Origin of the sequence: Pseudomonas sp. PDM03, from assembly GCF_014852385.1 — a bacterium.
Lineage (GTDB): Bacteria > Pseudomonadota > Gammaproteobacteria > Pseudomonadales > Pseudomonadaceae > Aquipseudomonas > Aquipseudomonas migulae.
In genome coordinates, this window is sequence record NZ_JACVBM010000016.1 from 123,582 (window position 1) to 135,898 (window position 12,317).

The window sequence follows — 12,317 nt, forward strand, 5'->3', positions numbered from 1 at the left end:
CTATCATCGCCAGCCTTTGTTGATACCAGTTCGCAATTTGCGCTGAAGCGGCCCAAGCCATGATTAAACAACGCACACTGAAAAATATTATCCGTGCCACCGGTGTAGGTCTGCACTCCGGGGAGAAGGTATACCTGACCCTCAAGCCTGCACCGATCGACACCGGAATCGTCTTTCGCCGTGCCGACCTCGATCCAGTGGTCGAGATCCCGGCTCGTGCTGCCAACGTCGGCGAGACAACTATGTCGACGACGCTGGTTAACGGTGACGTGAAAGTGGACACGGTTGAGCACTTGCTCTCGGCCATGGCCGGCCTGGGCATCGATAACGCCTACGTCGAGCTCTCCGCGTCCGAAGTCCCGATCATGGATGGTAGCGCTGGACCTTTCGTTTTCCTGATTCAATCGGCCGGCCTGGAAGAACAGGACGCAGCCAAGAAGTTCATCCGGATCCTGCGGGAAGTGACAGTGGAAGACGGCGACAAACGCGCCACTTTCGTCCCTTTCGAAGGCTTCAAGGTGAGTTTCGAGATCGATTTCGATCACCCTGTTTTCCGTAACCGCACACAAAGTGCAAGCGTGGATTTTTCCAGCACTTCGTTCGTAAAAGAAGTCAGCCGCGCCCGTACCTTTGGTTTCATGAGTGACATCGAGTACCTGCGCAAGCACAACCTCGCACTCGGCGGCAGCGTTGAAAACGCTATTGTGGTCGACGCGGATGGTGTACTGAACGAAGACGGCCTTCGCTATGAAGACGAATTCGTGAAGCACAAGATCCTCGATGCAATTGGTGACCTCTACCTGCTGGGCAATAGCCTGATTGGTGAGTTCAAGGGCTTCAAGTCCGGACATGCATTGAACAACCAGCTGCTGCGCAAGTTGATTGAGCAGCCAGATGCTTGGGAAGTCGTGACTTTCGAAGACGCCAGCACTGCACCGATCTCTTACATGCGTCCGGTTGCGGCGGTGTAAGTAAAAACCTCTCTAGTTTTTAAAGGCTGCCTTCGGGTGGCCTTTTTTTATGCCCCGATTTTAACGGTGTCAGGACCGGCCCCATCGCGAGCAGGCTCGCTCCCACAGGGGAATGCATTCAAAGGTGGGAGCGAGCCTGCTCGCGATGAGGCCAGCCGAATCACCACCGATCTCACTGCGTAGCCACCACCCGATTGCGCCCACTTTCCTTGGCCTGATACAGCGCTTTGTCCGCCGCAAACAGCAACTGCTCAAGGCTGCTATCGGTGGTCGAAGTCCAGGTGCTGATGCCGATACTGACAGTAATCGGCGATTCCACGCCCGCCACAAACGGCAGTTGTTCCACCGCAGACCGAATGTGTTCAGCAATTTGCCTCGCGCCTGCGCTGTCCGTTTCCGCCAGGACCACCGAGAACTCCTCCCCCCCGTAGCGGGCGACCAGATCCGTCGGTCGCCGCACGTTCTCGGCGATCACCTTGGCCAGTGCGCGTAGCGCATTGTCACCCGCCTGATGGCCATGTTGATCGTTGAACGCCTTGAAGTGGTCGGCATCGATCATCAACACCGACAGCGGTTTGCCGGAGCGTTGCGCGCGAAACCACTCATGGCGCAGGGTTTGATCGAGCGTTCGGCGGTTGGCTACGCCGGTCAAGGCATCGGTGGCGGCCAGTTGTGCCAGCTCGTGTTCGGCGTTGTGACGCCGGCGCAATTCACGGCGTAGCAACCACGTCAGCCACAGCAGGCTTACGCACAAGGCTACGGTTGCAGAGCTGACCACCACTGCCGTGCGCTTCCAGGCCGCAAAAACTTCATCACTGGACAGCGCAACGATGACGATCAGCGGCAAATTTCCGACCTTGGAAAAGGTGTACAGACGCTTGTCACGGTATCGATCGGACATGCTGGTAAAGCTGCCATTGCCTTCTTTGACGATGCGCTGGAAATTGGGGCGATTACTGAAATCCTTGCCAATCAGCTCTTCGGCCAGGCGTGGTTGCTGGGCCAGGAGAATCCCATTCTTGCTGATCAGATTGACCGTGCTATCGCGGCCGATGCTCAAACTGTTGAACAACTGATCGAAGTAACTCAAGCGCATGGCGGCTTCGGCTACTCCCAGAAACTCGCCCTGGGAGCCGCTCAGCCGTCGACTGAAACTGATACGCCAATCCTGTTCCGGCGACCTGGCTCTAAAGGGGGGGCTGATGAACATGCCCGGGTCCGGGTTGTTCACGTGAGATTGAAAGTATTCGCGATCGGCGTAGTTGCCTTGCCTGAGCTCCACCGAAGCCGAGTCGGCGATCACGTCGCCCTTGTTGTCGAGCAACAAAATATTGCCCTTGTACGGCGCGGCAGTGGCGCGGTCGAAATAGGCCATATGGCGAATGGCTGGAGATACGCTCTTGAGATCCTCTCGCTGGGAGGCGGCGATCAAGCCCTGCAGGGAAATATCATAGAGTTCGACATTGCGCAGCACGTCGGCGTCGATCAATTGCACGATGTTGTTGGCGGCGCGAGCGGCGGACAATTCGGCGTTGGCGCGCTCACGGATCAGCAGAAACGTCACGATGCTGAGTATCGCAATCACCAACAGCACACTGCCGAGAATCAGAAGTCGCTCCGATCGTGTCGACCCGATCGGATCTTGAGATTTCACACTGCTCACACTCATGGTTCTGGCTTCTGCAAATAAGGTGTTATGAAAGTTTTTTACAAGAGTCGGGCAGAGTCCCAGCAACCGGTAGCGTCCAGAGGGCTTGTATAAAGGCCGGATAAAAAAAAGGCCAGCAAAATATGCTGGCCTTTTGCTTAGCGAAGCTTAGAAGACATTCAGCGGGTAGTCGACGATCAGTCGGTATTCGTCGGTGTCTTGATCCAGCGCGCCGTAGCCCTTGCCGCCACGGTTGGTGGCCCATTGCATGCGTACCGACAGATCCCTGGCCTTGCCGCCCTGGACCACGTACTTCAGATCAATGTCACGCTCCCAGTGCTTGGCATTTTTACCGTCGGCGCTGTACCACGACGCATAACCGCGACTCTGCGGGTCAACCTTGGTCAGGTCCAGCTCGCCCCGGGAGTAAGACACTGCCGAGGTCAGGCCGGGTAGGCCGAGTCCGATAAAGTCGTAGGCGTACTTGAGTTTCCATGAGCGTTCATTCGGGCCATTGAAGTCGGAATACTGCTGGGAGTTGTCGAGAAAAATGCTGTCGCCCTGGCTGATGTAGTCGAACGGCGTGTTGCCGTTGACCCGCTGGTAAGCGGCGGTGACGCTGTGATTGCCCACGCCGACGGTGAAATGCAGGCTGTAAGTGTTGTTGTCGATGTTGCCCAGCAGCGCATCGCCGGTGTCCTGCGTGTGATAAACGTGCAGGCCCGGATTGAGGCTGATCAGTTCGTTCAGCGCGTAGGTGTAATCCAGGTCGTAGTAGTACTGGTTCCAGATGTCCTTGAGTTCGGCGGCGTAAAGGCTGCTGGTCAACCCCGGCAGGCCGCTCCAGGCCACGCCGGCCCAGTTCAGGTGCTGGCTTTCGTCGCCCTCGGCGAGGCTGCCATAGGAAGTGCCGATCCGCGTATGACCGCTTTGGTTGTAGGGCTTGGTGAAACTCGCCTGGCCACCTTCGATCAGAAAACCGTCGAAGCTGTGATTGGTCAGGCTGACGCCGCGAAAGGTCTGCGGCAGCATGCGCGTCTCGCCGCCGGCGATCACCGGGTTGGCGAGAAACAGGTCACCGGCCTTCAGCTCGGTATCGAAGGCGCGCATTTTCAGCGTGCCACCCGCCGTTGAAAACGATCCCGGCGCTTTGCCGTTGCCATCGCCGAGCGGCAGGATGCTCGAGTTATCGGTGCCGCCTCCGCCGTCGAGCTTGAGCCCGAGCATGGCGTGGGCATCCAGACCGAAACCGACGGTGCCTTCGGTAAAACCTGATTCGAAGACCCCCAGGAAACCCTGGCCCCATTCAATGTTGTCGTCCGCCTGCTGCAGGCGGTTGCGGTTCATGTAGTAGTTGCGGGCATTGAGGTTGAGGCTCGAACCTTCGACAAAACCTTCTTGATCGGCTGCCTTGGCGTTGATCGGCATCGTTACGGCGATTGCAATGAACAGCGGGTTGAATCTTTGAGGGACACGCACTAGCGGTACAGCTCCTTGGGTCTACTGAACACTTCATTGTTTTGAAGTGCGGGATGTTTCTTGTCAGGGAAGACGAACCGGACAGCGTTTGAACCACAACAAAAAAAAGCCGCTGATAGCAGCGGCTTTGAAGACAACTTTTCAACAGGAAGAGCCGATGAAAAGTGTCGAGGGAAATAGAGCGATGTGAGCGATCAGCTATCTTTCTCGACCCGTGGCTGGGCCTGAATGGTCGACGCTTGAGGGGTTTGCGCAGCGTCCTGCGCCTTGGCCGTCATTTCGCTCTGATGTTCTTCAAACGCTGCAGCGCGCGCTGCATTGTGTGCGACGAAGGACTGCGACTCTTCAGCCATGGCGAATGGTGAGAGGAACAAAGAGGACAAAACGAAAGCGCTGGCAATACCCATAGTGTTGGACATCTTTAAAACCTTCTTGCTTGGCAAGTGCTGTTTGGTGGCGCAAAGATAAGGATCCTGGCCGATGGGAAACAGAGCCAATTCAATAAAGGACTGTTGCGGGATAAGCAAAGATCACAACCCTGTAGGAGCCGGCTTGCTGGCGATCGATCTCAAACCTGTCACCGATCTCAGGGACGCCATCGCCAGCAAGCCGGTTCCTACAGATCTACGAAAGATCAGACGGGAAGGTGAATACCGAAGGTATTCATGCCGTGGTCACTGCGCACAAACACATCCCCGCCGTGCATCAACGCAATCGCCTTGACGATCGCCAGACCCAGGCCGTGGTTGTTGCCACTGTTGCTGCGCGACGCATCGACCCGGTAGAAGCGCTCGAACAATCGCGGCAGATGTTCGTTGGCAATCGGTGCACCGGGGTTTGCCACGCCGATGCTGACTTGATGGTCCTCGACGTCGATCTGCACCTGAATCACCTGCCCGGGCTCGGTGTGTTGCACCGCGTTGCTGAGCAAGTTGATCAACGCCCGACGCAGATGTGCGATCTCGATCCGTACCTGCGCATCGCCACGGACCTGCACTTGAACCTGTGCGTCTTCAAGAATGAAATCCAGATACTCCAGCGTCGTCGCCACTTCATCCGCCAGGGAGGTGGACGTCAGTTTGGTGGCCTTGCTGCCCTGATCCGCACTGGCGAGGAACAGCATGTCATTGATGATCGAACGCAGTCGCTCAAGCTCCTCGAGATTCGATTGCAGCACTTCGAAATAGTGTTCCGCCGAACGCCCGCGCGTCAGCGCAACCTGAGTCTGACCAATCAGATTGGTCAGCGGTGAGCGCAGCTCATGAGCGACGTCGGCATTGAACGACTCAAGCCGCGAGTAAGCCTGTTCGACCCGCTCCAGCGTGGAGTTGAACGAGTTGACGAACTGATTGAGCTCCGGCGGCAACGACGATAAGCGCAAACGCCCGGAACGCAGCGGCGGCGCCAGGCGCTGAGCCTCCTGAGACAACTTGATCAACGGCTTGAGGCCGATCCGCGCCACCCAATAACCGAGAGCCGAAGCCAGCAGCACGCCGACAATCGCCAGACTGATCAGCGCAATCAGCAGATGATGTTGGGTTTGAAAAAACGTCTCGGTGTCGATGCCGATCATGAAGCGCAGCGGCGGGCGTTGATCCTTGGCCGGGAACTGGCTGACCAGCACTTTCATTGGATAAGGCTGGCCCGGCAACTGCAAATCGCGCATGCCCAGCGGGCCTTCGGCGAAGGCGCGGATCTGCGGCGTCGGGTTGCCATATTCGTAGTGCGGATCGCCGCTGGTGATCCAGAAACTGATGCGTTTGTCTTCTTCGCCGAGCAGCTTGAGCTTGTTGTTGATCTTCACCCAATGCTCGGGCGTGCCGTAACGGCCGACGGTGGATTCGAGCACGCTGTAACGTGCGTCCAGCTCGGCTTCGGGCAGCAAACCCAGGCCTTTGTCGACCTGCTGATAGAGCGCCCAGCCGATCAGCAGAAACACCAAAAGCGCCACCAGCGTGAACATTCCACTGAGGCGCAGGGCAATCGAATTACTGGACACCACGGCTCTCCAGCACATAACCCATGCCACGGATCGTGTGCAGCAGTTTCTCGTCAAACGGCCCGTCGAGTTTGGCGCGCAGGCGTTTGATCGCGACTTCGACGACGTTGGCGTCACTGTCGAAATTGATGTCCCAGACCATTTCCGCAATCGCGGTTTTCGAGAGGATTTCCCCTTGCCGGCGGGCCAGCACGCTGAGCAGCGAGAACTCCTTGGCGGTCAGGTCCAGACGCGTGCCGGCGCGGGTCGCCTTGCGGCTGATCAAATCTATCCACAGGTCGGCGATGCTCACTTGCACCGGTTCATGACCGCCGCTGCGCCGGGTCAGTGCTTGCAGGCGCGCCACCAGTTCGAGGAAGGAAAACGGTTTGCCGAGGTAATCGTCGGCGCCGTCGCGCAGGCCTTTGATCCGGTCTTCGACACGCTCGCGGGCGGTGAGCATGATCACCGGGGTTTGCTTGCGCGCACGCAAGGCGCGCAGTACGCCGAAGCCGTCGAGGCCCGGCAACATCACGTCGAGGACGATCACCGCGTAGTCGCTTTCCAGCGCCAGGTGCAGGCCTTCAACGCCGTCCCGCGCCAGGTCCACGGTGTAACCCTGTTCCGTCAGGCCGCGGTGCAGATAGTCCGCGGTTTTTTCCTCGTCTTCGATAATCAGAACGCGCATGACCCCGCCTCAGTCTGTGGTCGCCAGCACCGGTACGGGCGCTGGTTTTTTGGGCCGATGAAATAGTCGCTCCAGCCACAAGTATATGACCGGAGTGGTGAACAGCGTCAGCGCCTGGCTCACCAGCAAGCCGCCGACCACCGCAATCCCCAATGGCTGGCGCAACTCGGCGCCGGTGCCGTAGCCGAGCATCAGCGGCAGCGCGCCGAGCAGGGCGGCGAGGGTGGTCATGATGATTGGCCGGAACCGCGTGATGCAGGCCTGGAAAATCGCCTCTTCCGGTGGCAGGCCACGGTTACGCTGGGCGTCGAGGGCGAAGTCGATCATCAGGATGCCGTTTTTCTTCACGATGCCGATCAGCAGCACCAGCCCGATCAGCGCCATGATCGAAAAATCCTGGCCGCAAATCCACAGCATGATCACCGCCCCGAGCCCCGCCGAGGGCAGCGTCGAGATGATGGTCAACGGGTGGACGAAGCTCTCGTAGAGCACGCCGAGAATGATGTACACCGCCACCAGCGCCGCCAGAATCAGCCACGGCTGGCTGGCCAGCGAACTCTGGAACGCCTGGGCCGCGCCCTGGAAGTTGCCGCTCATGGCGGCCGGCATGCCGATCTCGGCCTTGGCCTGATTGAGCATGATCACCGCATCGCCAAGCGCCACGCCGGGCGCCAGGTTGAACGACAGGTTGGCGGCCGGGAACATCCCGTCATGGGCGATCGACAACGGGCCAACCGTCGGCGCATCGAATTTCGCCAGCGCCGACAGCGGCACCATTTCCCCACTGAGCGGCGAGCGCAGGTAGAAATAATTGAGGCTTTCAGCTTTGCCGCGTTGCCTGGTGTCCAGTTCCAGGATCACGTTGTACTGGTTGATCTGGGTCTGGAATTCGTTGATCTGCCGCTGACCGAACGCATCGTACAGCGCTTCATCGACATCGCTGGCGGTCAGGCCGAAACGCGCGGCGGCGCTGCGGTCGATGCTGATGTGGGTGATGCTGCCGCCCAGTTGCAGGTCGTTGGAAATGTCGCGGAACGCCGGGTTGGCGCGCAGTTTTTCCGTGAGGCGCTGGGTCCAGGTGCTGAGGGTTGCGCCGTCGTTGCTCTTGAGCACGTATTGGTACTGCGCGCGGCTCGGGCCGGAGCTGAGGTTGATGTCCTGGCCGGCGCGCAGGTACAGCACGATGCCCGGGACTTTCATCAGTTGCGGACGGATCCGGTCGATGAACTGGCTGGCCGAGACGTCGCGCTCGCTGCGTTTTTTCAGGGAAATCCAGAAGCGGCCGTTGGCGATGGTCTGGTTGCTACCGGAGACACCGACGGAGTGGGAAAACGCCGCGACCGCCGGATCTGCCGCGACGATTTCTGCCATCGCCAGGTGTTTTTTCACCATGTCGCCGTAGGAAATATCGGCGGCGGCTTCGGTGGTGCCGAGGACAAAACCGGTGTCCTGCACCGGGAAGAAACCCTTCGGAATGAAGATGTAGCCGGCGATGACCAGGGCCAGGGACATGCCGAACACCCCGATCATCAATTTCTGATGGGCGAGGGCGCGGCGCAGGAGCTTTTCGTAGCCGGCCAGCAAGCGTTCGCCAAAGGTTTTTTTGCTGTGGGCGTGATGCACCGGCGCACGCATGAACAACGCGGCAAGCGTCGGCGCCAAAGTCAGCGACACCACCACTGAAATCATGATCGTAGAGGTCGCCGTCAGGGCGAATTCCTTGAACAGCCGCCCGACCACGCCGCCCATGAACAGCAGCGGAATGAACGCCGCCACCAGCGAAAAACTGATCGAGACCACGGTAAAACCAATCTCGCCGGCGCCTTTGATCGCCGCTTCGCGCATGCCGTCGCCGGCCTCCAGGTGTCGGTGAATGTTCTCCACCACGACAATCGCATCGTCGACCACAAACCCCACGGCCACCACGATCGCCACCAGCGTCAGGTTGTTCAGGCTGAAACCCATGATGTACATCAGGGCAAAACTGGCGACCAGCGAAACACCCAGCACCGCCGACACGATCAGCGTCGCCGACCACTGACGCAGGAACAGCGCCATCACCGCCACCACCAGCATGATCGCGATCAGCAGGGTGACTTCCACCTCATGCAACGAGGCGCGGATGGTCTGGGTCCGGTCAACCAGCACTTTGACCTGCACCGACGCCGGCAGCATCGCTTCGAGAGCGGGCAGGGCGGCCTGAATGCGATCCACGGTCTCGACGATGTTGGCCCCCGGTTGCCGGGAAATCACCAGGTTCACCCCGGGCTTGTCACCGGCCCAGGCTTGCACGTAGGCATCTTCCGAACCGTTGACGACTTTGGCGACATCTTTCAGGTGAACCGGTGCACCGTCCTTGTAGGAAACGATGAGTTGGCTGTATTCCTCGGGGTGGAACAACTGATCGTTGGTCGACAGCGTCGAGATGCTCGACTCGCCATACAACGCACCTTTGGCCAGGTTGAGGCTGGTGTTTTGGATTGCCAGGCGAATGTCCGCCAGCGTCAGGCCGATGGCGGCCAGTTTGTCTGCCGAGGCTTGAACGCGAATCGCTGGACGTTGCTGGCCGGTGATGTTGATCTGGCCTACACCGTCGATCTGACTGATCTGACGGGACAGCAGGGTTTCCACCAGATCGCTGAGTTCGGGGCCGGGCATCAGGGTCGAGTTGATGCTGAGAATCAGCACCGGGCTGTCGGCCGGGTTGACCTTGCGCCAGGTCGGAAGGTTCGGCATGTCCTTGGGCAGTTTGCCGGCGGCGGTGTTGATCGCGGCCTGCACTTCCTGCGCGGCGGTGTCGATGCTTTTGTCGAGGGTGAATTGCAGGGTCAGGTTGGTCGAGCCGAGGGCGCTGCTCGAGGTCATCTGGGTCACGCCGGGAATGGCGCTGAATTGCACTTCAAGCGGCGTGGCCACCGAGGAGGCCATGGTTTCCGGGCTGGCGCCGGGCAGTTGCGCGGCCACCTGGATGGTCGGGAATTCGGCTTCCGGCAGCGGCGCGATGGGCAACCGTGGGAACGCAATGACACCGAGCAATACCAGGGCAAACGTCAGCAGGATCGTCGCTACCGGATGATCGATACACCACGCGGAAACCGAGCCGTGGCCCTTCATGGTTTCGACTCCGTTTGCACCATTTGCGCGGGGTCAGTCAGCACCTGGACCGTGGAACCGGGCTTGAGGCGCGACTGACCGTCGCTGACCAGCACGTCGCCCGGTTTCACGCCTTTGATGATGTCCTGGCCGCTGCCTTGATAGACCATCTGCACCTGGACGGTTTCAACCTTGTCACCTTTGACCCGGTACACGAAGTGTTGATCGAGGCCTCGTTGTACGACGGTGGGCGGCACCACCAGCGCATCCTTTTCCAACGCTGTCTGAATTTTTACCGTTACCAGCAGGCCCGGCCACAGCTTCTGCCCAGGGTTGTTGAATTCGGCCTTGGCACGGATGGTCCCGGTGTTGGCGTTGATCTGGTTGTCGATCAGGGTCAGGTGGCCTTCGCCCAGCAGGTTGCCGGTTTCGCCGTCGGTGTCGGCACCGATGTAGGCCTTCACCTGGGCGTGTTCCGGATCGTTGATCAGGCCTTGCAGGGTCGGCAGCATTTGCTGTGGCAGGGAAAACTCCACGGCAATCGGGTCGATCTGCGTCACCGTGAACAAGCCTTGGGTGTCGGTCATGCGCAGGAAGTTGCCTTCGTCCACCGTACGAATCCCCACGCGACCGCTGACCGGGGAGCGAATCTGTGTGTAGGAAAGCTGCACCTGAGCGGCGTCAATCGACGCCTGATTGCCTTGGGCGGTGGCTTTGAGCTGGTTGACCAGCGCTTGTTGCTGGTCGTAAGTCTGTTTGGATACGCCGTCGTCGACGCTCAGCAGTTTGTAACGCTTGAGGTTGACCAGCGCCACTTGCAGCTGCGCCTGGCTTTCGCCGAGCTGTGCGCGGGCCTGATCCAGGCTGGCGCGGATCGAGCGATCATCGATGGTGGCGAGCAAGTCCCCCTTGTTCACCAATTGACCTTCCTTGACCAGGATTCTGGTGAGGATGCCGTCGATCTGTGGACGTACCACGACGCTGTGCAGGGACAGCACCGAGCCGATGCCGCTGACATAACGAGGAACGTCTTTTTCGGCGACGTTGACCACTCGAACCGGGATCGCCGTGGGCGCGGCGAGTCTGGCCGTGGCCGGTTTGTTGGCGTACCACACGCCCAGCGCTGCCAGGACAATCAGGAGGGCGGCGAGCAGGGCGGGTTTTTTCTGAATTCGCATGCGAGTGGGGCGCCGGGGCTGGGAGGACGGAATTTTGTCAGGGTTATACCTTCCTTTATAAACCTGTTCGCCGGTCAGGAAGGTGACTGCTAACTGACGGCGCTGTCAGTTTGGAGTTTGTGTTGTCTGTTCTGGCCTCATCGCCAGCAAGCCGGCTCCTACAAAGTACACCGCGAACCCCTGTAGGAGCCGGCTTGCTGGCGATGGCGGCAGGCGGGGCACCACAAAACCCGACGGACTCACTCGCCACGTGAAGCCTGTCGCCCCCGACACAGGTATACTGCCGCCTTTCGCGGCTCGCTGACCGGGCCCGACTCTTTTGCATCACCCGGAGCTTTCATGACTTCCCCGACACAACCGCCGGTTGCCGACGCTTTGAGCGACGACCAGGCTGACCTGCCAGACAGCGTCGACTCCAGCGCAGACAGCGAAACCAAAGCCGCGATCCCGGCGTTCAAGTTCCCGTTCAAACCGGGTGAACTGGCCGCCGCGAAAACCGCCAGCCAGCCCTGGTACAAGAACGGCGCCAAGAACGGCCACACCAAGACCCCCGGCGCAGCGCCTCCTGGCACCCGTCGTTCGATGGGCAAACGCTGAGTTTTAACGCCCCTCCGCCATTGGCCATCGGCCGCGGTTTTCAATCGCGGTGATGGCTAAGTGCTCATATCCTGAGCCAGATCAACGTTTGTGGAATCAGTGCGCTTAGAGTCAGCAGCCCTGCCGACTCTTTCCATCCAACGAGCGCGCTTTCCATGAAGATCAACCTCCCGGTGACCGGCCGTAATGTCGACGTTGCGGCTGATGCGAATATCCTCTCGACCACTGATCTGACCAGCGCGATCACCTACGCCAACGACGACTTCATCAACATCTGCGGCTACAGCCGTGAGGAGTTGCTGGGCTCGACGCACAACTTGCTGCGCCACCCGGACATGCCGGCGGCGGCTTTCGCGCATATGTGGCAGACCCTTAAAAGCGGCCGCTCATGGATGGGGCTGGTGAAAAATCGCTGCAAGAATGGCGATCACTATTGGGTGAGCGCGTATGCCACGCCGGTGACGCAGAACGGTAACGCCGTGGAGTATCAGTCGGTCCGGACCAAACCCTCGGTGCGGCAGATCGAAGCCGCGGAAAAAGCCTACACACAGCTTCGCAGTGGTCGTACATCTCTGTGGCAGCGGTTGCCCGTGCTCGGTCCGGGTCTCAAGGTGACGGCGCTGTTCAGCGCGACATTGGCCTGCGTAGTGGGCATCGAAGCGTGGCTGAACCCTTCGTCAGCCGT

The 12,317-nt window shown here is 59.6% G+C and carries 9 protein-coding genes and 1 pseudogene; 3 read left to right on the forward strand and 7 right to left on the reverse strand.

All coding sequences use genetic code 11. The annotated features are described in order from the left end of the window. Positions 1-59 precede the first annotated feature (59 nt). Positions 60-971, forward strand: coding sequence for a UDP-3-O-acyl-N-acetylglucosamine deacetylase (lpxC, locus tag IB254_RS21155; RefSeq protein ID WP_008025989.1), 912 nt, complete (start codon positions 60-62; stop codon positions 969-971). A 172-nt stretch (positions 972-1,143) separates the two neighbouring features. Here lpxC and IB254_RS21160 read toward each other — a convergent pair whose 3' ends face one another. From IB254_RS21160 to IB254_RS21190, 7 genes are all read right to left on the reverse strand, one after another. Further along, complete coding sequence (locus tag IB254_RS21160; protein ID WP_192419236.1) at positions 1,144-2,640, reverse strand: sensor domain-containing diguanylate cyclase; 1,497 nt, start codon at positions 2,638-2,640, stop codon at positions 1,144-1,146. 147 nt (positions 2,641-2,787) lie between these two features. Next, entirely contained in the window at positions 2,788-4,098 is a 1,311-nt protein-coding gene (locus tag IB254_RS21165; protein ID WP_192419238.1) for an OprD family porin, read from the reverse strand. A gap of 194 nt (positions 4,099-4,292) precedes the next feature. Continuing rightward, complete coding sequence (locus IB254_RS21170) at positions 4,293-4,517, reverse strand: hypothetical protein (RefSeq protein WP_008032290.1); 225 nt, start codon at positions 4,515-4,517, stop codon at positions 4,293-4,295. A 215-nt stretch (positions 4,518-4,732) separates the two neighbouring features. Next, the gene (locus IB254_RS21175) at positions 4,733-6,097 is read right to left on the reverse strand and encodes a heavy metal sensor histidine kinase (RefSeq protein WP_008032291.1); all 1,365 of its coding nucleotides are present in this window, start codon (positions 6,095-6,097) and stop codon (positions 4,733-4,735) included. Next, positions 6,087-6,764, reverse strand: a complete 678-nt coding sequence (locus IB254_RS21180) for a heavy metal response regulator transcription factor (protein ID WP_007916978.1) — start codon at positions 6,762-6,764, stop codon at positions 6,087-6,089. Before IB254_RS21180 ends, IB254_RS21175 begins: the two co-directional genes overlap by 11 nt. A gap of 9 nt (positions 6,765-6,773) precedes the next feature. Beyond that, the gene (locus IB254_RS21185) at positions 6,774-9,878 is read right to left on the reverse strand and encodes a multidrug efflux RND transporter permease subunit (RefSeq protein WP_192419240.1); all 3,105 of its coding nucleotides are present in this window, start codon (positions 9,876-9,878) and stop codon (positions 6,774-6,776) included. Then, positions 9,875-11,035: an efflux RND transporter periplasmic adaptor subunit gene (locus tag IB254_RS21190; protein ID WP_192419241.1), complete on the reverse strand. Its 1,161-nt coding sequence runs from the start codon at positions 11,033-11,035 to the stop codon at positions 9,875-9,877. The genes IB254_RS21185 and IB254_RS21190 overlap by 4 nt, the downstream gene beginning before the upstream one ends. 339 nt (positions 11,036-11,374) lie before the next feature. Between IB254_RS21190 and IB254_RS21195 the strand changes: the two genes are divergently transcribed. Beyond that, positions 11,375-11,632 carry a hypothetical protein gene (locus IB254_RS21195; protein ID WP_008026610.1) on the forward strand — a complete coding sequence of 86 codons (258 nt, stop codon included), beginning with the start codon at positions 11,375-11,377 and terminating at the stop codon, positions 11,630-11,632. A 155-nt stretch (positions 11,633-11,787) separates the two neighbouring features. Continuing rightward, positions 11,788-12,069 (forward strand): annotated as a pseudogene (locus tag IB254_RS29970) (PAS domain-containing protein); the annotation flags it as partial. Positions 12,070-12,317: the final 248 nt, after the last annotated feature.

Excerpts from the sequence above, each read along its gene's own strand:
- lpxC (WP_008025989.1), top strand. The coding sequence starts at position 60 with ATGATTAAACAACGCACACTGAAAAATATTATCCGTGCCACCGGTGTA.
- IB254_RS21160 (WP_192419236.1), bottom strand. The coding sequence starts at position 2,640 with ATGAGTGTGAGCAGTGTGAAATCTCAAGATCCGATCGGGTCGACACGA.
- IB254_RS21170 (WP_008032290.1), bottom strand. The coding sequence starts at position 4,517 with ATGTCCAACACTATGGGTATTGCCAGCGCTTTCGTTTTGTCCTCTTTG.
- IB254_RS21180 (WP_007916978.1), bottom strand. The coding sequence starts at position 6,764 with ATGCGCGTTCTGATTATCGAAGACGAGGAAAAAACCGCGGACTATCTG.
- IB254_RS21185 (WP_192419240.1), bottom strand. The coding sequence starts at position 9,878 with ATGAAGGGCCACGGCTCGGTTTCCGCGTGGTGTATCGATCATCCGGTA.
- IB254_RS21190 (WP_192419241.1), bottom strand. The coding sequence starts at position 11,035 with ATGCGAATTCAGAAAAAACCCGCCCTGCTCGCCGCCCTCCTGATTGTC.
- IB254_RS21195 (WP_008026610.1), top strand. The coding sequence starts at position 11,375 with ATGACTTCCCCGACACAACCGCCGGTTGCCGACGCTTTGAGCGACGAC.